At 52.2% G+C, this 19,684-nt stretch carries 17 protein-coding genes and 1 other RNA gene; 12 read left to right on the top strand and 6 right to left on the bottom strand.

What is annotated here, in order from left to right:
- The first annotated feature begins 14 nt into the window (after positions 1 to 14).
- The 3 genes from TJ79_RS17440 to TJ79_RS17430 all read left to right on the top strand — a co-directional run bounded on the left by TJ79_RS17440 (position 15) and on the right by TJ79_RS17430 (position 4,816).
- On the top strand, positions 15 to 896 hold the full coding sequence (locus TJ79_RS17440) for a carbohydrate ABC transporter permease (protein ID WP_040951631.1): 882 nt from the start codon (positions 15 to 17) through the stop codon (positions 894 to 896).
- 29 nt (positions 897 to 925) lie between these two features.
- Positions 926 to 2,092, top strand: coding sequence for a Gfo/Idh/MocA family protein (locus TJ79_RS17435; RefSeq protein ID WP_040951630.1), 1,167 nt, complete (start codon positions 926 to 928; stop codon positions 2,090 to 2,092).
- Positions 2,093 to 2,677: 585 nt separating this feature from the next.
- The gene (locus tag TJ79_RS17430) at positions 2,678 to 4,816 is read left to right on the top strand and encodes a glycoside hydrolase family 3 C-terminal domain-containing protein (protein ID WP_040951629.1); all 2,139 of its coding nucleotides are present in this window, start codon (positions 2,678 to 2,680) and stop codon (positions 4,814 to 4,816) included.
- Between the two features lie 92 nt (positions 4,817 to 4,908).
- Here the strand turns inward: TJ79_RS17430 and TJ79_RS17425 are convergent, their stop codons facing one another.
- From TJ79_RS17425 to TJ79_RS17415, 3 genes are all read right to left on the bottom strand, one after another.
- Positions 4,909 to 5,166 carry a hypothetical protein gene (locus TJ79_RS17425; RefSeq protein ID WP_337588954.1) on the bottom strand — a complete coding sequence of 86 codons (258 nt, stop codon included), beginning with the start codon at positions 5,164 to 5,166 and terminating at the stop codon, positions 4,909 to 4,911.
- Between the two features lie 68 nt (positions 5,167 to 5,234).
- Positions 5,235 to 6,056, bottom strand: coding sequence for a YitT family protein (locus TJ79_RS17420; protein ID WP_040951628.1), 822 nt, complete (start codon positions 6,054 to 6,056; stop codon positions 5,235 to 5,237).
- 164 nt (positions 6,057 to 6,220) lie between these two features.
- On the bottom strand, positions 6,221 to 6,760 hold the full coding sequence (locus TJ79_RS17415) for a DUF4178 domain-containing protein (protein ID WP_040951627.1): 540 nt from the start codon (positions 6,758 to 6,760) through the stop codon (positions 6,221 to 6,223).
- Between the two features lie 653 nt (positions 6,761 to 7,413).
- On the opposite strand from TJ79_RS17415, the gene cshA reads away from it, so the two are divergent.
- The 6 genes from cshA (at position 7,414) to TJ79_RS17390 (ending at position 14,303) form a co-directional block, all read left to right on the top strand.
- Entirely contained in the window at positions 7,414 to 9,039 is a 1,626-nt protein-coding gene (cshA, locus tag TJ79_RS17410) for a degradosome RNA helicase CshA (protein ID WP_040951626.1), read from the top strand.
- A gap of 258 nt (positions 9,040 to 9,297) precedes the next feature.
- Positions 9,298 to 10,071: a YesL family protein gene (locus tag TJ79_RS17405; protein ID WP_238323053.1), complete on the top strand. Its 774-nt coding sequence runs from the start codon at positions 9,298 to 9,300 to the stop codon at positions 10,069 to 10,071.
- Between the two features lie 52 nt (positions 10,072 to 10,123).
- Positions 10,124 to 10,305: non-coding RNA, 6S RNA (gene ssrS / locus TJ79_RS26815), on the top strand.
- A 199-nt stretch (positions 10,306 to 10,504) separates the two neighbouring features.
- Positions 10,505 to 12,259 carry an ABC transporter ATP-binding protein gene (locus TJ79_RS17400; protein ID WP_040951624.1) on the top strand — a complete coding sequence of 585 codons (1,755 nt, stop codon included), beginning with the start codon at positions 10,505 to 10,507 and terminating at the stop codon, positions 12,257 to 12,259.
- The gene (locus TJ79_RS17395) at positions 12,256 to 14,142 is read left to right on the top strand and encodes an ABC transporter ATP-binding protein (protein WP_040951623.1); all 1,887 of its coding nucleotides are present in this window, start codon (positions 12,256 to 12,258) and stop codon (positions 14,140 to 14,142) included. Before TJ79_RS17400 ends, TJ79_RS17395 begins: the two co-directional genes overlap by 4 nt.
- The gene (locus TJ79_RS17390) at positions 14,121 to 14,303 is read left to right on the top strand and encodes a hypothetical protein (RefSeq protein ID WP_040951622.1); all 183 of its coding nucleotides are present in this window, start codon (positions 14,121 to 14,123) and stop codon (positions 14,301 to 14,303) included. The genes TJ79_RS17395 and TJ79_RS17390 overlap by 22 nt, the downstream gene beginning before the upstream one ends.
- Before the next feature lie 40 nt (positions 14,304 to 14,343).
- Here the strand turns inward: TJ79_RS17390 and TJ79_RS17385 are convergent, their stop codons facing one another.
- The 3 genes from TJ79_RS17385 to xylB form a co-directional block, all read right to left on the bottom strand.
- The gene (locus tag TJ79_RS17385) at positions 14,344 to 14,691 is read right to left on the bottom strand and encodes a VOC family protein (protein WP_040951621.1); all 348 of its coding nucleotides are present in this window, start codon (positions 14,689 to 14,691) and stop codon (positions 14,344 to 14,346) included.
- A 17-nt stretch (positions 14,692 to 14,708) separates the two neighbouring features.
- On the bottom strand, positions 14,709 to 15,071 hold the full coding sequence (locus tag TJ79_RS17380) for a VOC family protein (protein ID WP_238323049.1): 363 nt from the start codon (positions 15,069 to 15,071) through the stop codon (positions 14,709 to 14,711).
- Between the two features lie 248 nt (positions 15,072 to 15,319).
- Positions 15,320 to 16,855, bottom strand: coding sequence for a xylulokinase (gene xylB / locus TJ79_RS17375; protein ID WP_040951619.1), 1,536 nt, complete (start codon positions 16,853 to 16,855; stop codon positions 15,320 to 15,322).
- A 138-nt stretch (positions 16,856 to 16,993) separates the two neighbouring features.
- Between xylB and TJ79_RS17370 the strand changes: the two genes are divergently transcribed.
- The 3 genes from TJ79_RS17370 to TJ79_RS17360 form a co-directional block, all read left to right on the top strand.
- Positions 16,994 to 17,770, top strand: coding sequence for a DeoR/GlpR family DNA-binding transcription regulator (locus TJ79_RS17370; RefSeq protein WP_040951618.1), 777 nt, complete (start codon positions 16,994 to 16,996; stop codon positions 17,768 to 17,770).
- 149 nt (positions 17,771 to 17,919) lie between these two features.
- On the top strand, positions 17,920 to 19,086 hold the full coding sequence (locus TJ79_RS17365) for a galactokinase (RefSeq protein ID WP_040951617.1): 1,167 nt from the start codon (positions 17,920 to 17,922) through the stop codon (positions 19,084 to 19,086).
- An 82-nt stretch (positions 19,087 to 19,168) separates the two neighbouring features.
- Positions 19,169 to 19,684 (top strand): NAD-dependent epimerase/dehydratase family protein (locus TJ79_RS17360; RefSeq protein ID WP_040951616.1); only part of this gene is annotated, 516 nt, incomplete at its 3' end.

The raw sequence follows: 19,684 nt of genomic DNA, 5'->3' as shown, positions 1-19,684 counted from the left end.
GGGGTGACCAACGTTTGAAAATACACATTTCTTGGGGCGAACGGTCTTTTGACATTGTCCTCTACCTGTTCATGCTGATTTTGATGGCCGTGACTCTGTATCCTTTCCTGTATGTGCTGTTCGCCTCCTTAAGCAATCCGGCCAATCTGATCCAGCACCGCGGCTTGCTGATGTTTCCGACGGGCTTCAGTCTCGAATCCTACAAGCTCGTATTTCGGAATCCGATGATCAGCACGGGATATATGAACACCCTGATCTATGTGGTTTTGGGCACGACGCTAAACCTGATCCTTACTTCCTTTGCCGCTTATGCTCTGTCGCGCAAGGGCGTGCGGCTCGTTGGCCCGGTCATGTTTGCCATCGTGTTCACCATGTTTTTCACGGGAGGGATGATTCCTACCTATCTCAATATGAAAAACCTGGGATTGCTGGATTCGAGATGGGCGATGATCCTGCCGTCGGCCATAAGCACCTGGAACCTGCTTGTGATGCGCACCTCCTTTGCGGAAATTCCAACCGCGTTGGAGGAATCGGCCAGAATTGACGGAGCCAATGATTTTCGAATTCTATTCCAAATCTTCATTCCGGTATCGCTGCCGATCATGGCGGTCATGACCCTTTTCTATGGCGTGGGTCATTGGAATTCGTATATGGACGCCCTGATTTACCTGCATCACAAAAATCTGTATCCCCTGCAGCTGGTCCTGCAAGAAATATTGATCACCAACAGCACAGACTCCATGATGAGCACGGTTTCGGATTTGGACAAGGGATTGATCCAGGAAACGATCAAATACGCCACCATTATCGTCGCGACTGTGCCCATCCTCTTCCTGTATCCATTCCTGCAGCGGTATTTCGTCAAAGGCGTTATGTTGGGTTCGATTAAAGAGTAGATCTTAATAAAGATAGGAGTTGGACGATTGTGAACACCGTACGATACGGAATTATCGGAGTTGGGAATATGGGCCGCGGACATGCAATCAGTCTCCTTGGCGAGATCAAGGATGCCGAGCTGACCGCGGTTTGCGATATCAATCCGGAACGCCTGGAATGGGCGAACGAGCATTTGCCGGCGGACGTGAAACGGTACAGCTGCCCGGAAGATCTGTTCGCCGCCAAGACGGTAGATGCCGTGCTGATTGCGACACCGCACTATGATCACCCGACGCTGGCTATACAAGCTTTGAACGCCGGATATCATGTCATGATCGAGAAGCCGGCAGGTGTGTACACCAAGGCCGTACAGGAAATGAACGACGTTGCGGCAGCTCATCCGGAACTCAAATTCGGGATTATGTTTAACCAGCGGACGAATCCCCTTTACCAGAAGCTTAGGAACCTGATTCAATCCGGAGAGCTTGGAGAAATTCGCCGTACGAACTGGATTATTACCGACTGGTACAGAACGCAAGACTATTACAATTCCGGCGGCTGGCGGGCAACCTGGGGCGGGGAAGGCGGCGGCGTGCTGCTGAATCAAGATCCGCACCAGCTTGATCTGTGGCAGTGGATGACAGGAATGATGCCGAAGCGAGTGCGTGCCTTCTGCTATTTCGGCAAGTATCGGAATATTGAGGTCGAAGATGATGTAACGGCTTATGTCGAGTATGAGAACGGCGCCACCGGCTTATTCACGACAACAACAGGAGAAGCTCCGGGAACGAACCGGTTTGAGATAAACGGAGACAACGGGAAAATCGTGGTAGAAAACGGCACCTTGACCTTCTGGAGGCTGCGCGTACCCGAGTCGAAATTCAACGCGGAGTTTTCGGGAGGATTCGGAACTCCTGAATGCTGGAAATGCGAGATTCCTGTGGAGCCTGGCGGGGGCGACCAGCATAAAGGCATTTTGCGGAACTTTACCCAAGCCATCCTGCATAACGAGCAACTGCTGGCACCGGGAGAAGAAGGGATTCGCGGGTTGATGCTTTCCAATGCGATGCATCTTTCCGCTTGGACCGACAACTGGGTAGAACTGCCGATTGATGCCGGGCTATTCCTTGAGAAGTTGACCGATAAGATCAAAACTTCCACCTTCCAGAAGGAACAAGCCGCTGACCGGGCACTTGATGTGAGCGGAACCCATTAAGCAGCCATAGCAGCGGTTAACACGGGGAACTTACCTTTATAGAAGGCAGCTACTACACGGTCCGTCTCGAATTTATTAACGGTCGTGTAACATGATTGACTAGATGAATTAAGCTGCAGCAGAAAGTTTAAACCTGCGGTTCTCCTGGAACCGTGGGTTTTATTTACGCTTTTTTCAAAATCACCCCGAATGCTGTGCCGAGTGGCATACTCATGTAGATCAGGCTAAAACTAGCTGGCGATCCTGTCCCGATGGATCCGCAGAGGGCCTTTTCTTCATGCGCACTAAGCAACCACAACAGAACAAGAAAACACCAGAAACTTTAATATCCTCTCCTATTGAAAAAAAGGCTGAGCGTATAGGATTAGTTTGAGTCGAGTCAAGATCGATGGCATCACCCTAATCAAAAGCGTCGGGGATTACAAAACAGAGAATTCTAGAGTGCGATATTGTCTTTGTGGCTCGCAGGCGAATGTGATACCGACATTCTGGTGGACTTTGACAGCTTCACGCTATAGAATACGCGGTTTGAATGGGTGAAGCCTGAACAAATCGATTAGTCGAGAGAAGGATGGAGGCTAACCTATGGAAAAGCCGATTTATCGAAATAGCAGCTATTCCCCGGAGGACCGGGCGAGGGATCTCGTTTCCCGGATGACGTTAGAGGAGAAAGCCGCTCAGCTCCTGCATCAAGCTCCTGCGATTGAACGCCTTGGGGTGCCGGAGTACAATTGGTGGAATGAGGGGCTGCACGGCGTGGCCCGCGCCGGTACGGCTACGATTTTCCCTCAAGCGATCGCCCTTGCCGCCATTTTTGATGAGGATTATTTGGCGGAAATCGCCGGGATCATTTCCACGGAAGCCCGAGCCAAGTATAACGAGAGCATCCGCAAAAATGACCGCGATATCTACAAAGGGTTGACCTTTTGGTCGCCGAATATCAACATCTTTCGCGATCCGCGTTGGGGCCGCGGGCAAGAGACGTATGGAGAGTGCCCTTATTTGACGGCACGGCTAGGGGTTGCTTACATCAAGGGATTGCAAGGAAATGAGAAGCATCTAAAAGTAGCGGCGTGCGCTAAGCATTTTGCTGTTCATAGCGGGCCAGAGCAAGGTAGGCATGAATTTAACGCCGTTGTTTCGCAGAAGGATCTTTACGAAACCTACCTGCCCGCCTTTGAAGCTTGCGTTAAGGAAGCGCAGGTGGAGAGTATCATGGGGGCATACAACCGGGTAAACGGCGAGCCTTGCTGCGGCAGCCCGATGCTCCTTAAGAAAATACTACGCGAGGATTGGGGATTCAAGGGCCATGTGGTCTCGGATTGCGGGGCGATCTGCGACTTCCATAACCACCACAAGGTAACCTCGAATGCAGCTGAGTCGGCGGCCTTGGCGCTGAAGAACGGCTGCGACGTCAACTGCGGCAATACCTATCTGCATTTGATGCAGGCCTATGAAGACGGCTTGATTTCAGAGGAAGACATTACCCGCTCTGCGGAACGGCTCATGCAGACCCGGATACGTTTAGGCACATTCGATTTGGAAAGCGTCTATGACTTGATTCCCTATGAGGTCAACGACTGCCAAGAGCACCGGGACAAGTCGGTGGAGGCGGCGCGCAAGTCTATGGTCCTGCTTAAAAATGACGGCGTGCTGCCGCTGAACAAAACGGAAATCCGCTCGATTGCGGTGATCGGCCCGAATGCGGACAACGTAAATATGCTGATTGGCAATTATTTCGGTACGGCATCGCAAAAAATCACCATTCTGGAAGGGATTCATGAAGCCGTTGCTCCGGGTACTCGGGTTTACTATTCTGAGGGATGTCATATGGTACGTTCGATGGTCGAAGATGGGGCCAAGCATCAGGATCGTTTGTCGGAAGCCATCGCCATTGCGGAACGGTCGGATGTCGTCGTGATTTGCCTGGGGTTGGACGCCACTTTCGAAGGGGAGGAAGGCGATGCCAGCAATCCATATGCGGCTGGAGACAAGCGGGATTTGCAGTTGATGGGGAACCAGCAGGAATTGCTGGAGCGGGTTGTCGCCGTAGGAAAGCCGACGGTACTGGTGCTTGGAACCGGCAGCGCGGTGAGCGTGAACTGGGCGGACGAGCATTGCAACGCGATTCTCAATGCCTGGTATCCGGGCAGCCTCGGGGGAAAAGCGGTCTGCGACATCCTATTCGGGGAATGCTCACCGGGAGGCAAGCTTCCGGTCACCTTTTACCGGGGAACGGATCAGCTTCCCGATTTCGGGGATTACCGGATGGAAGGGAGAACCTACCGTTATTTTCAAGGCGAGAGCCTTTATCCTTTCGGCTTCGGGTTGACCTATTCTCAAGTGGCTGTATCGGATTTGGCTGCACCAAAGGAAATCCAAGAGGGAGATGAGCTGCTCATCCGTGTGGCGATCCGCAATACCGGTTCGTTTCCCGTCGAAGAAGTGCTCCAGCTCTACGTCAAGGACCTGGAATCCGCTCATGCCGTACCCAACTATAACTTGGCTGACTTTAAGCGAGTCGAACTGCCTGTTGGAGTTGAAAAAACCGTCGAGCTCCAGATTAAGCCGGAGTCGATGGAAGCCGTATTCGACAATGGGCAAAGGAAGCTCGACAGTCGGCGTTTCCGCGGCTATATCGGAATATCGCAGCCGGATTCGCGAAGCGTGGAGCTGATCGGATCGGCTCCGCTTTCCTTCGAATGGACGATCTTGCCCCAATAAAAATGCCTTTGTCTATATAAATGGAACGAAAGAAAGGGACGGAATCCTTACAATCTTAAGTTCAACTTATATAGCCAAAACAAAAGACGCCTTCATTGAATGAAGGCGTCTTTTTGATGCTCCGATATGCTGAACTGAATGATTTCCATGGCATCCGCTTCTTCTAGAGCGTTCATGCCGTTGACGAGGACGATGTCCGAGTCGAGTTCGATCTTCTTCAGAAATGAGTACATCTGCGGCGTAAACTTCATTACAATACTGGCAAGCTTTACGGTTTCCACAAGCATCACCATCCCAATCGTATTTTCCGTACGAAGAAAAAGATTTGGAACGATCTTGCCCAGGCTCACACCAGGACCATATGAAATTCACAAAGCAAGTATACCACATCTTCCGGGGATTGGCATGGGACTTGCGCTTAATGCTTGCGGCGGAATTCGCCTAAAATAGCCGCCGTCTCCACGATATTGACAAAAGCCTTCGGATCGCTTTCCTTGATCACTTTTTTGAGTTCCGCCAATTCATACCGGGTCGTCACCATCATGAGCATGTCCTGTTCCTGGTTCGAATAAGCGCCTTCGGTTTTGATCAACGTGACGCCACGGCTTTGCAGCAGGTGTTTCAAAAGCTTGTCCTTTTCGCGGGTAACGATAAAGGCGGTTATTTTGACGTGGCGGATATGAATGGAGTCGACCAATTTGGACCCAACATATATGGAAAGCATGGAAAACAGCGCCAAATCCCAGTTGTCTTTATAATACCCTAAAAAGAGGATGACAAAACCGTTCAGGATGAACAGGAAAGAGCCGAGGGGAAAGTCCCGGTTGCGGGTAATGATGGACCCGATAATATCAAAGCCGCCTGTGGAGCCTCCGACCCTGAGGGAGATTCCGGCAGCTGCGCCCACCAGCACCCCGCCAAAAACAGCGGCAAGAATAGGTTCTTCCGCTACCGCTTTGACAGGGATGATCTGCATCAGCCAGGTCGTGACCGCGACGGAAACAAGGCTTAAAATGACGAACCGTTTTCCTATGGCAATAAGGCCCCAAATAATGACGGGCACATTTAAAAGAAGCATGAGAAGACCGATATTCCAGTCGGTAAAATACCCGATCAGCATAGCGACGCCAGAAAGCCCGCCACTGAGCAGCTGGTGGGGAATGAGTAAGAAGTTGAAACCGATAGCCAACAAAAAGGCTCCAAACAAAATGGCAAGTAAATCCATAATCCAGCGTTTCATTCTGAATCCACCTCGTGGATAGTATTCGCCAGGTGGTTTTAATCATCCGGCAGCACTCCATTATACGATACATTTACCCAGCACACACGGAAAATTCTTTTTGTGCGCAAAAGAAAATGCCTCTTGCACTGGATGGTGCAAAAGGCATTCCTGATTTTGATGTTTTAGGGGTTTACGCTTGCCCGAAGGAACTGAACATCAGCGGTTGGGACTTGCTCTCCCTGCATCGCGACAAATTTGCCATCCTGCCACTGAAGAAAGAAATGGTCGTTGTTCGCGGAAAAATAGCGCCAGACGCTGACCTCGTCATCCCGAAAATCGGTGTTGCCTTGGGAACGGACCCGATCGGCGCTGTTGGATTCGAGATTGAACATGATCTCGCCATCCACATCCAACTGAGACGGAACCTCCAAGGGATCATTCAAGAAGCCTTCGACAAATTCGCACAGATAACAGTCATAGCTTCGGCCTTTTTCGATTAGCAGGCAGACTAGGTCGCGGCCGTTCCGGATATAGTAGACGAACCGGTGCGGTGCAAAGCCCGGGTCGAAATAAACGGCTTTTCCGGTCACGACGTACTCCACAAGGTTGACGGCAACGATGTCTCCGACTTTGGATTCTTCAAAAGGATTAAGCGACGCGGCGGGAAGCGGAGCCTGTTTCTGGCTGCGTAAAATGGAACCCACTCGTTTGAAAAAGGACATGGTCAAACGCTCCTTGTTTGAGTTTAGCATCACTGTTCATACGTCCTATTTTACGGTTCGTTTCAATGATGAGGCAATTGTAAACGCATTCGTTTTTGTCTGTGCGGGAAGTCACGAAATCGCGTCTTACGTAGCTGGCATTTACTAGATCGACTGTGCTATACTAGCAAATGATATTCTTAAGTACGGCGTTAATATTCGCTTTCTGATGAATCCGGAGCCATTTCCTGCTTGGTGTGAGATGCAACACCGCAAGCAAAAACAAAAACGACGGAAGGTTAGGACCGACCAGAGGTTGAAGGGCGACAGCCACCATCTGATCTAAAGCCGAATTTCATGCAAACGCTCTTGATACGGCGTTTGTGCGTCTGATGCTCAACCACACGTCGGAAGACGTTTTTCTTTTGCTCAATAGGGGAAGGATAAGAATTCTTACACTTGGGCGTATGTTCGCTCTGCATGAGGGTTCAAAAAGCGATCCCGAGCCTCGGCTATGATTGGGTATGCGCAGGTGAGCGCTCCGAAGTCGGGGGGAGATGCGGACTTTTTATCGCATCACGTATCGGAGTCGGCTTAAGGCGATCAAGAAACCATAAGTAAAGAGAAAAAGAAAAAGGGCGCTAACAACGCCCGGGAAAAGGAGTTTGAACCACTTGAAGACTTTTAACGAATTTGGCCTGGAGCCCAAGGTGCTTCGCGCGATTACGGAGATGGGTTTTGAGGAATCCACCCCGATCCAGGAAGCGACGATTCCTTTGGCGATGGAAGGCAAGGACTTGATTGGACAAGCGCAAACCGGTACGGGGAAAACGGCGGCTTTCGGCGTACCTCTGGTGCACAAAATCCAACCGAGCGAAGAGCGTATTGTCGCTTTGATCATGTGTCCGACGCGGGAGCTTGCCATTCAGGTTGCTGAGGAAATCGGCAAACTGGGACGCTTCAAAGGCATCCGGTCTCTGCCGATTTACGGCGGACAAGACATCGTCAAACAAATCCGCGCATTGAAGAAACGGCCTCAGATCATTATCGGAACCCCAGGACGTCTTCTGGATCATATTAATCGTAAAACCATCAAGCTGGATGACGTACAAACGGTCATTTTGGACGAAGCCGACGAAATGCTGGACATGGGCTTCATGGAAGACATTCAAGGCATTCTCAAGCTCGTTCCGGAAGAACGCCATACCATGCTGTTTTCGGCAACCATGCCGGTTAACATTCAGCGTCTCGCTCAGCAGTTCCTGAAAAATCCGCAACATGTATCCGTCATTCCGAAGCAAGTAAGTGCACCGCTCATTCAACAGGCATACATCGAAGTTCAGGAAAAGATGAAGTTCGAAGGGCTGTGCCGCTTGCTCGACATGGAAGCGCCGGAGCTTGCTATCATCTTCGGCCGCACGAAGCGCCGCGTCGACGAGCTGTCCGAAGCGCTGCAAAAACGCGGCTATTCGGCGGAAGGCCTGCATGGCGACCTGTCGCAAAACCAACGGGACAACGTCATGCGCAAGTTCCGCGACGGCAGCCTGGATGTACTCGTTGCAACGGACGTAGCGGCTCGCGGACTTGATGTGTCCGGCGTAACCCACGTCGTCAACTTCGACCTGCCGCAGGACCCGGAAAGCTATGTGCACCGGATTGGCCGTACCGGCCGCGCCGGCAAGGAAGGCACCGCCTGGACCTTTGTAACGCCGCGGGAAATCGATCATCTGCATTTCATCGAGAAGATCACCCGTCATCGGATTACCCGGATGTCGCTGCCGAGTCTGGCGGAAGCCATTGAAGGCAAGCAAAAAGCGACGGCGGAACGCATCCTGAACCTGGTTCAGGAAGAAGCCATCAATGAATACAAAGGCGTAGCGATCCAGCTCCTGGAACAATACGATTCCGTCAATCTGTTGGCAGCAGCGATCAAACTGCTTTCCGGCGAGAAGAAGGAAGTCGATATCGAACTTACACCGGAAGAGCCGCTTCGCGCCAAGAAGCGCCGTCCCGATGTCCGCACCGCGGGCAGACGTCCGAATACGCCGTATGGCGGCTTCGGCAGCCGCCGTCCCGACGGCAGCCGTCCGGAAGGACGCGGCGGCTATGGCAGCAGCTCCGGCGGCAGCTATGGCGGCGGACGTTCCCGCAGCTACGAAGGCCGTGACAACCGCGATGGCAGCCGGGAAAACCGCAGCTATGGCGGCAACCGCGAAGGCAGCCGTGACGGCAGTCGTGACAACCGCGGCTACAAGCGCGAAAGCAGCAGCTACCGCAGCCGCGACACCCAAAGCGAATAAGTGACCTCGAACGAAGGAAAAACCGCCGCCCGCATGGCGCAGAACCGCAAGGTTCCGCCAGCGGGCGGTTTTATGTTCCAAGCCGAGTCAGGCTGGCGGTCCGTGCTGCCTCTTCCATCCTTTTACTTTCTATCCTGCCTGTAATGGGCTATAATGTAGGGTATGCTGAACAGCAAATGTTTGTCTTTTTACAATAAGGAAGATGCTTCGGGATAATCTCCTGCAGACACTTCCTATAGGAGGAACTTGGCGTTGGAAATGCGTGGATTGACCGGCGGTCTCTACCGGATCATGGAATGGATTATGCGGCTTGCCGTCATCAATGTGCTATGGATTGTATTTGCTTTACCGTTTTTCTATTTTGCTTTGGCCGGGTTGGTGAGTCCGGAAATCACGAATCTTTCGACGGTTCTCCTTCCATTAGGTATCCTCGCGCCTTTCACCCTGCTTCCTTCCAGTGCGGCAATGTTTACCATAGCACGGAAATGGACGACCGGTGAAGCGGACGTGCCTTTGTGGAAAACATTCTTTAATGGATACAAGGAAAACTATGTGAAGAGCATGCTCGGCGGTATCATCTTTATCGTCATCGGTGGTGTGCTTTATGCCAACTATCATTTCTATTTAAGCAGCAAAGGAATGATCGCTTACTTATCCATTCTGTTTCTCGTCTTCATGGTTTTTCTCGGGGCGGCTATGATTAACTTCCTGTCGATAACCGTTCATTTTCATATGAAGCTTATGCAAGTCGTTAAGAACAGTCTGCTCATCACCATCGGCCAGCCGATCAACTCCATCTTTTTGCTGGTAGCCAATGGGGTGATTCTCTATATCAGCTTGTTTAAGTTTACTTTCCTGATTCCCTTTTTCATGGGCAGTCTCATGGCGACGGTATCTTTTTGGAACTTCCACCGCAGCTTCGTCAAGATTCAAGAGCGGGTAAAGAAGAATGAAGAGAATGAGAAGGCAAAGGAAGATGAGGAAAGAGCCGAATCCTCCTTGCCGGAGCTTACGGATGGGAAAGACGACTAAGACGGGGTTGCTTTTACCCTGAGAGCGCACTATAATACGGTTACTGGCTTCACGCATCCTGCGGTGTTCGCCCTCGGTTCTTATTTGTTTTAAACCAATGCATGTTTCTAGGGAGACCTACATTGCCGGAAGGCTGACATGCCCCAAACGGGGACTTCATAACTTCGGCTGCGGACACCCACCTGCGAGAGCGGGTTTGAAGCATCTGAACCGGACGGCACTCGCGGGTATTATTGCGAAGACAACCATCGTCCTCCATTCGGCCGTTAAGGCCAACGGGAGGGCGATTTTTTTGTCCGTTTTTCGCTTGATGAAGAGGAAACGGGTGAGTGGAACATTTTTTTAGAGTGAAAAATTCTTTTGACACACTCAATGTGAAATCGGTAAAGTGGCATGGTGTAGTCCAAAATACGGCTAAGGAGGGAACCCCCGCATGCCCGTAAAAAAAATACCGGTGAAGGCGTACGTTTCTCTCTTGGGAAATTATTTACAGCCTTACCGGAAAAGCATGATCGGACTTGCCAGCTTGTTGCTCGTGATGATCGTCTTGCAGCTGGTCAATCCCCAGATCATCCGCTATTTCATCGATACGGCGCAAAATGCCGACAGTGGAAAAAATTTGTACATAGCGGCCGTTTTCTTCATCGGTGTATCCTTGCTGCAGCAGATTCTGACGGTAACCGCTACCTATATCGGGGAGAACATCGGGTGGAAGGCAACTAATAAGCTGCGGGGAGACGTGGCGGAGCATTGTTTGAAACTGGATATGTCTTTTCATAAAACCCATACCACCGGTGCCGTAATCGAACGGGTGGACGGGGACGTAAACAATCTGACTACTTTTTTCTCCAGCTTTATTATTTTGCTCTTGAGCAATATGCTGCTGCTGGCGGGCATTTTGGTTTTGCTCTTTCGGGAGGGGTGGCTGATCGGCACGGTCATGACGCTGTTCGTGCTGCTAGCTATCTATACCGTAGAACGAATCCGCCGGTTTACTACGCCTTATACGTCCAAGCTGCGTCAGATCAGCGCGGAGTTTTTCGGCTTTCTCGGCGAGCATCTGGAAGGGACCGAAGACACCCGCGCTAACGGGGCTACCGGGTATGTCATGCGGCGGTTTTATTACATGCTTCGTAACTGGTTTCCGGTACGGATCAAAGCGTTTTACAGTTGGGGTGCGATGTGGACGTCCACGCTGCTCATTTTCGGCCTCGGCAACACGGCGGCTTTCGGCATTAGTGCGTATGCATGGCGCCATGGATTGATCACGATGGGAACCGTTTATATGATTTTTTATTACACGGAACTGATGGTGAAGCCCATCGAAAATATCCGCATCCAACTGCAGGATCTGCAAAAAGCCGAAGCCAGTATTGTCCGCATCCGGCAGCTTCTTGAAACGGAATCGGCCATTAAGGATGAGGGTATGGGGAGATTGCCCGAGGGCAGCTTGGACGTACAGTTAGACCGCGTCGTCTTCGGTTATGAAGAGGAGAGCACCGCGCTGAATGAAGTCAGCTTCTCTTTGCGAGAAGGAGAGATCCTCGGCGTGCTCGGCCGCACCGGCAGCGGGAAAACTTCCTTGACCCGGCTATTGCTGCGGTTTTACGACCAGAGGAGCGGTTCCATCCGCATCGGCGGGGAGGAAACCCGGAACGTTCCAGTGGCGGAGCTTCGGCAGAAAGTCGGCCTGGTGACGCAAAACATCGAGCTGTTCCAGGGAACGGTGCGGGACAACCTGACTTTCTACGATGAAAGCATAGCGGACGCTCAAATCGTGGAAGTGTTGAACTCCCTCGGCCTCAAGGGCTGGCTCGGTTCCTTGCCTAGAGGACTCGATACGGAGCTGGATTCCGGCGGCGGAGGTTTGTCTGCGGGAGAAGCCCAGCTATTGTCTTTTGCCCGGGTCTTTCTCAGCAATCCTGGTTTGGTGATACTCGATGAAGCCTCTTCCCGGCTCGACCCGGTAACGGAGCAAAAGATCGAGAGCGCCATCGGCAGGCTGCTGCAAGGACGGACCTGCATCATCATCGCCCACCGGCTGGCGACGATTCAGCGGGCTGACCGCATTTTGGTACTGGAAAATGGAACAGTTGCGGAATTTGCCGAACGGCAGCGCCTCGCCGCCGATCCCCAATCCCGCTTCAGCCGCATGCTGGAAGTCGGCCTCGAGGAGGTGACCGTATGACGACGCTTCAAATGATGTGGGGGTTGATACGATATCGCCCCTGGCGCTATTTGCTCAACTGCTTGATGTGGACCTGCGCCTACTTGCTGCCTCTCGCATCCGGTTTGGTGATGCAGATGTTCTTTGACGCCTTGTCCGGGTCGGCGCCTGTCCGCTTTGGGATTCCCGTGATATTGGCAATGTTCATCTCCGCTGTGCTGGCGCGCTGTATTGTCATCATCTTCGGGTTCCATACGGACATTCAATACCGATTCCGCATTGCCGGACTGATGCGCAGAAATATGCTGGCGCACATCCTTACGGAGCCGGGGGCAAAAGCTATTCCCTGTCCCCCGGGGGAAGCGATTAGCACCTTCCGGGACGACGTGGATCTGACCGAAGAGGCGATCAGTTGGTCGGTGGATTTTGTCGGGATTGTCTTGTTTTCTGTCATCGCATTCTTCATTCTATTTGATATCAATTCCACCTTGGCGTTATGGGTATTTCTTCCTGTCGTTCTGGTGGTCTCGGCCGCCCAAATCTCTACATCGCTCCTGCAAAAATACCGCGCAGCCAGCCGGGAAGCTACCGGCCGGGTGACGACGGCGATCAGCGAGATGTTCGGCTCGGTCCAGTCGATCCAAGTGGCGGTTGCGGAGGACCGGGTGATCGACCGCTTCCGGAAGCTGAACGATGAGCGGCGGGCGGCCATGCTGAGGGATAAGGTGCTGTCCCAAACGATGGACTCCACTTTCTCCAATATCGTCAACTTGGGCATCGGGCTCATCTTGCTGCTAGCGGCGGGAGCGATGCGCAAAGGCACCTTTACCGTTGGGGATTCCTCCCTGTTTGTGTACTACCTTACCTTCGTCAACAACAGCATTCAAAATCTGGGCCGGTTCATGACGCTGTTCAAGCAGAGTAAAATTTCTAAAGACCGGATGCTTGAACTGCTGCAAGGAGCTCCAGCGAAACGCCTGACAGAGCCGAATGAGCTGTACCTACGAGGCGAGCTGCCAACGGCGGATGCCCTGAGGGTGGGAGTCAAGTACCGGGAAACGGCGAAGGTTGCAGGAGACTCCCGAGGGACAGAAAACGCTAGGACAGCACAAGATTCCGGGGCAATACAAGAGAAAAAAGCGGATCATAGCTCACGTGCAAAAGATAAAAGAACTCCGATTCTGACCTTGCGTGGTTTAACCTACCGCTACCCGGAGACGGGGAGAGGGATCGAAGGGATCGATTTGGCTCTGCCTGAAGGGTCTTTCACCGTCATAACCGGACGCATCGGTTCCGGCAAGACAACCCTGGTTCGCACCCTTCTGGGGCTGCTGCCCGCTCAAGAGGGAGCGATTTACTGGCAGGGCGAACGCGTCGCAAACCCGGCGGACTTTTTCATTCCGCCTATCAGCGCATATACTCCCCAGGTGCCGAGGCTATACAGCGATACGCTCAGTCAGAATATTCTTCTCGGCTTAAGAGAAGACGAATCTGAGAGTGACAAACTGGCGGAAGCCGTTTATTCGGCTGTTTTGGAAGACGATATTGCCAGCTTCCCTTTAGGGTTGGAGACAGTCATCGGACCGAGGGGCGTCAAGCTGTCCGGGGGGCAAGCTCAGCGGACGGCGGCAGCGCGGATGTTCGTCCGTGATACCAGGCTGATGGTATTCGATGATTTGTCCAGCGCTTTGGACGTCAATACGGAGAAGCTTTTATGGGGGCGGCTCTCCGAGCGCAAGACGCGCCCTGCTTGTCTCGTGGTCACGCACCGCAAGACGGCGCTGGCTATGGCCGACCATATCGTGCTTTTGAAGGGCGGGCGGCTGGAAGCCCAAGGTACCCTGCAAGAGCTGTTGGAAACAAGCGGCGAAATGCGGGCGTTGTGGAACCGGGAAACGGACTGATTGCTGGCAAGAAACGGTTGGTAAACCGCCAGCTTGGGGATAAACCGAACGTATGGCAGCAATCAGCCGTTCCTTGGTTTTGCCTCGGGGTATGCCAGCGCCGCAAACGACGAAAAGAAGCCTTGAACGACGATCATCAAGGCTTCTTTTTGTATGCATAAGCGCGGTTTTGGATTCTGTTATTTGTACGATTCGCTATTCTTATTTAGGAAAACTCCGCAAATAAACCGTATTTTTGTCAGGATCGTAAAAGCTCATGTTTCGGGCACCCCACGGACGTGTTATCGGTTCAGTGATGATTTCAGCACCGAGAGCGAGCAGCTTTTGATATTCTGCATCCACATCATCCACGGTGAAAGCGATGCAGATGTTTTGATTCGCGTTATTTTTTTCAGTGCCGTCATTGTATACGGTTAGCATGGTTTCTTCCGCAATGATCGTCTGATGGACGGTATCGTTGCTGTCGTTATCCACTCCCAGCAAAGCTTTATAAAAATTCGCAAGCCTCACCACATCTTGGGTTAATAACCCAACTTCTCCGAGTTTCATATTATATCCTTCTCCCGTTATTGAAGTATAAAGCCCCATCGTATGCCAAACTTGTCCCAAAAACCTACTGTACATGCTGTAAAGTCGGTTTGCCGCATAGGCGCTACGATGAGATTTTCATCCTTCATGAGGTCGAAGGCCCTTTCCAAATCCGACCTCCTGCTAAACGCAATCACGAATTGAGCAAAAGGGAAATTTGCGTTGGACTCCTCATCGCGCCTGTTGTTCATCATGACGCGGTGCCCATGAATATTGATTTCTGTATGTAAAATTTCCCGCGCCGAGCTGTCGAAATCATCGTACAGGATTTCTGTAACGGTCGCTTCGAGAGCTTCTTTATATAACGCGATCGCTTCCTCGCAATTCCCCTTAAAATGCATGTGAGTAATAAACATAGTTCCTCCAAAAGAAACGACGAATGAAGAGGCAAAAAGTCGAAAAAGCGTATGGATGATGAATCCACTCTAGCACGGTATGGTAAAATTTTCAATTGTCATTCCATGACCATTATAAGTACGCATGAAAAAGGACATTCGCTTCTCACAGCATGGCTGCGGCGAAATGTCCTCGTTCTTCGTTGCAATAACTGGATTCCTATCTGGCGGTTCAATTGGCGCCCACTCTGACCTTATGCTTGATCTTCCGCCAAGTCGCTCAACTGATGGAAGGTATCTTTGAGCACCGGGTAGAGGGTGCGGTATACCTTATAAACCTTCTCATATGCTGCTTGGTTAGCCGGGTTCGGCTCACAGCGGGTTACGACGCTGATCCATTCTTCACACAGCTCGGACGTGTCGCGTTTCAGCACGCCGGAAGCTGCCATGACAGCGGCGCCGTAAGCCGGGCCGTCGGTGGAGTTGACGGTAACGACCGGAGCTCCGAAAATATCGGCAATCATCTGCCGCCAGAACGGACTGCGGGCGCCGCCGCCGTTGACGCGCAGCTCGGTGATTTCAGCGCCGGATTCCTTGACCAGCTCTAAAGAGTCCCGCAGGCCGAAGGTGATGCCTTCCATCACAGCTCGGGTTAGATGGGCTTTGGTATGGCGGATGTTCAAGCCGATGAAGCCGCCGCGAGCCTTCGGGTCGGGATAGGGTACCCGTTCGCCAGTCAGATACGGAGCGAAAAGCAGGCCTTCGCTGCCCAGAGGCGCTTGTTCCGCCAGCTCGGTCAACAATTCGTAGACGTCGCGGCCTTCCGCATCGGCTTGCTTCTTCTCTTCGGCGGAAAAATGATTTTTCCACCATTGGAAAGAGCCGCCGGCTGCCAGCATAACGCCCATGCGGTGCCACTTGCCTGGTACGCCGTGGCAGAAGGAGTGAAGCCGCTGCTCCGGATCCGCTTGGTACTCTTCATCGTGGACAAAAACAACGCCCGATGTGCCCAAAGCCACGCTGGCGATGCCCGGCTTCACAACGCCTACGCCTACGGCGCCGCAGGCCTGGTCGCCGCCGCCGGCGACTACCGGCGTGCCTTCAGCCAAACCGGTGGCAGCCGCTGCACTTGCGGTGATGTGCCCGGCCACGTCGTTGCTCTCGAAGATGGGGGGCAGCCATTCCATCGGAATGCCAAGCTCGCCCACGACCTCTTCGGACCAGCGGCGTCCGGCCACATCCAGGAGAAGCGTGCCGCTGGCGTCGGCCACGTCCATGCCGAAGGCGTCTGTCAGTTGCAGACGGACGTAATCTTTTGGCAGCATGAGATGGGAGACTCGAGCATAGTTTTCCGGCTCCTGATTTCGGAGCCAGACAACCTTCGGCGCGGTAAAGCCGGTGAGAGCGCGGTTGCCCGTAAGCTCGCCCAGACGTGCTTTGCCGATGGTGTTTTCGATCCAATCGCATTCTTCTGAAGTACGTTGATCGCACCAGAGAAGGGCAGGACGGACAACCTGCAATTCCTTATCGAGAAAAACCGATCCGTGCATCTGCCCGGACAAGCCGACACCGGCAATGTCTTCGCCTTTTACTCCTGCTTTGTCAAGAAGCTGGCGGATACAAGCAGCAGTTCCGGTCCACCAGTCTTCCGGATTCTGTTCGGCCCAGCCTGGTTTTGGCGTTAACAGCGGATATTCTACGCTGTGGCCGGCTTTTACCGCGCCGTCGTTTGCTACCAGAATACACTTTACTGCCGATGTTCCTAGGTCAATCCCCAGAAAATAGGACATTTACAACACCTCGTCAATGAATGGAATTTATATCTGTTATAATGGTATTCTAATTGGTATTCTATCAGAGAAAATCGACTTTGTATATTGAATAAACTAAGTTTGAGATAACCCATCGCCGAAACCGGAGGAAACGTCATGTTTGCTGAGGAACGTCTACTCAGAATTGTTGAAATGGTGAAGAGAAGCGGGAAAGCGACGGTGGCGGAACTTAGCGAAGCGCTGTCCGTTTCGCCTGTCACCATCCGCAGGGATTTGGAAAGACTAGAGGAAGAGCAACTGCTGTACCGGACTCACGGTGGAGCCATTTCTCCGGAGCGGAGTTTTCGGGAGACAGCGCATGAGCGCTCTTTTGCAGAGAAAGAGGACGCCTTCATCGAGGAAAAAGAGCGGATCGCCGAGGAAGCGGCACGCTTGGTGAACGACGGGGACGCGGTACTGATGACTCCGGGAACGACCAATATGGTTCTTGCCCGTCATCTCATCGGGAAAAAGGAGCTTACGGTGGTGACGAATGCGGTCAATATCGCCGCCGCACTAGGCGGTCAAACCGGCTGGAATGTCATGTTGACAGGCGGCAGACTGCGCCCCCAGTCTTTTGCCCTGGTCGGGCCCCTTGCTGAGCGGTCCCTCAGTGATATGCGCGTAGATAAGCTGTTCATCGGGGTTGATGGAATTGATCTGCGGGAAGGCATTACGACTCCCAATATGGAAGAAGCGGGGGTCAACCGCCAGATGATTAATATCGCCAAGGAGGTAATCATCGTAGCGGATCGCAGCAAGTTCGGCAAAGTTGCGTTTTCTCGGATCGCCGGACTGGATACGGTACATACCATTGTTACGGACAGCAAACTGCCGGAAGTCGATGCGGAGCAAATTCGCAAGGATACGGATATCAAGCTGATTTTAGCCTAACACCGGACAGACGGAATATTTCTATTGAATAATCCCCTTGATCGTAGTAAAATGAAAACGAAATAAAACGATCGTATATGATCAAATACGAAACAAAAAATGATCAACAAGTTGCAAAATCAATCCATATCCCAAATCGAGGTGTCATAATGGCAAACCTGGCTGAACTGAAAAAAACCTTCACCGCCAAATTCGGCGGCACGGAGGAAGGGATCCGCAGCTTTTTTGCTCCCGGGCGCGTGAATCTGATCGGCGAGCACACGGACTACAACGGCGGGTACGTTTTCCCGGCGGCATTGACCTTCGGCACGACGATGCTGCTTCGCAAACGCAACGACAGCCGGATTCGTTTTGCTTCGGAAAATTTCCCGGTGGAAGCAGATGTCGTGCTGGAAACGGCGCGTCTCGAAAAAGAGCATGACTGGATCAACTACCCCAAAGCGGTTCTGGTGCATCTGGCCAAACGGGGCTATACTTTCGGCGGCTATGACGTCTTGTATCTCGGTGAAATTCCCAACGGAGCCGGGCTGTCCTCTTCCGCGTCTATCCAGCTCGTTACGGCTTACGGTTTTATGGCCAGCGAAGGGCATCCCATTGATCGGGTGGAGTTGGCGCTGGTGGCTCAAGAATCGGAAAATCAATTCATGGGCGTAAACGTTGGAATCATGGACCAATTCGCCGTCGCCAACGGCAAAAAGGATCACGCCATTCTCTTGAAATGCAATGACCTAACCTATGAGCTCGTGCCCTTCCAGGCAAAAGGCTACAAACTGGTCATCGGCAATACCAACAAACGCCGGGGGCTTGTGGATTCGGAATACAACGCCCGCCGGGCTCAATGCGAGCAGGCTGTCGCCTATTTGCGGGAAGCATTCCCCGACTTGACCTTGCTGGGCGAGATCAATGCGCAGCAGCTCAAAGATAATGAACATCTGATTCCCGATGAAACAGTGCGCAAACGTGCCCGTCACGTCATTGAAGAGAATGACCGGGTGCTGAAATCCGTGGAAGCGCTGAAGGGCAACAATCTGGAAACCTTCGGCAAGCTGATGATCGCTTCCCATGAATCCCTGAAGAATCAATATGAAGTGACCTGCAAAGAGTTGGACGTCATGGTGGAGGAAGCGCTTATGGTTCCCGGCGTTCTTGGCTCACGCATGACCGGAGCTGGCTTCGGCGGCTGCACCGTATCCCTTGTTCATGGAGATCAAATTGAGGCTTTCATTAAAACAGTGGGCAAGCGCTATGCGGAGCGGACGGATTATAAAGCGGACTTTTATGTCGGTGAAATCGGCGACGGAGCCAAGGAACTGTAAGAGGCTCAACGAAAAAATCCATATTGTACACATGGCACCAACCACATAAAGAAAAAATCAACCAAACTAGGAGGTTTTTCGTATGGCAGTCATGGTAACCGGGGGAGCGGGCTATATCGGTTCCCATATGGTCGCAGAGCTGTTGGAACGGGGAGAGGAAGTCGTTGTTGTCGACAATCTGCTGACCGGGTATCGGCAGGCGGTGCTTGGCGGAAAGCTCTATGTAGGAGATTTGCGGGATGCTGACTTTCTTGAGACGGTCTTCCAGGAAAACGAGATCGACTCCGTCATTCATTTTGCAGCGAGCTCTCTGGTTGGGGAAAGCATGAAGGTACCGGCGAAATATTATCGCAATAACGTATATGGGACTCTCTGCCTGTTGGAAAAAATGCAGGAACACGGCGTGAACAAGATCGTCTTCTCGTCTACTGCTGCTACTTACGGCGAACCGGATCATGTACCGATCTCCGAAGATGACCGGACCCAGCCGACAAATACCTACGGCGAAACGAAATTGGCCATGGAAAAAATGATGAAGTGGTTTGACACAGCCCACGGCGTTAAATATGTGGCGCTGCGTTATTTCAATGCGGCTGGT

It is taken from the genome of Gorillibacterium massiliense (assembly GCF_000455485.1).
In the GTDB taxonomy this organism is placed as follows: Bacteria; Bacillota; Bacilli; order Paenibacillales; family NBRC-103111; genus Gorillibacterium; species Gorillibacterium massiliense.
The sequence above is the reverse complement of the archived record's forward strand: the minus strand, read 5'-3'. Positions and strand labels throughout refer to the sequence as shown.

Bases quoted from the DNA above. Each gene is read 5' to 3' on its own strand.
- TJ79_RS17430 (WP_040951629.1), top strand. From the start codon at position 2,678: ATGGAAAAGCCGATTTATCGAAATAGCAGCTATTCCCCGGAGGACCGG.
- TJ79_RS17420 (WP_040951628.1), bottom strand. From the start codon at position 6,056: ATGAAACGCTGGATTATGGATTTACTTGCCATTTTGTTTGGAGCCTTT.
- TJ79_RS17415 (WP_040951627.1), bottom strand. From the start codon at position 6,760: ATGTCCTTTTTCAAACGAGTGGGTTCCATTTTACGCAGCCAGAAACAG.
- TJ79_RS17405 (WP_238323053.1), top strand. From the start codon at position 9,298: ATGCGTGGATTGACCGGCGGTCTCTACCGGATCATGGAATGGATTATG.
- TJ79_RS17400 (WP_040951624.1), top strand. From the start codon at position 10,505: ATGCCCGTAAAAAAAATACCGGTGAAGGCGTACGTTTCTCTCTTGGGA.
- TJ79_RS17395 (WP_040951623.1), top strand. From the start codon at position 12,256: ATGACGACGCTTCAAATGATGTGGGGGTTGATACGATATCGCCCCTGG.
- TJ79_RS17385 (WP_040951621.1), bottom strand. From the start codon at position 14,691: ATGAAACTCGGAGAAGTTGGGTTATTAACCCAAGATGTGGTGAGGCTT.
- TJ79_RS17380 (WP_238323049.1), bottom strand. From the start codon at position 15,071: ATGCATTTTAAGGGGAATTGCGAGGAAGCGATCGCGTTATATAAAGAA.
- xylB (WP_040951619.1), bottom strand. From the start codon at position 16,855: ATGTCCTATTTTCTGGGGATTGACCTAGGAACATCGGCAGTAAAGTGT.
- TJ79_RS17370 (WP_040951618.1), top strand. From the start codon at position 16,994: ATGTTTGCTGAGGAACGTCTACTCAGAATTGTTGAAATGGTGAAGAGA.
- TJ79_RS17365 (WP_040951617.1), top strand. From the start codon at position 17,920: ATGGCAAACCTGGCTGAACTGAAAAAAACCTTCACCGCCAAATTCGGC.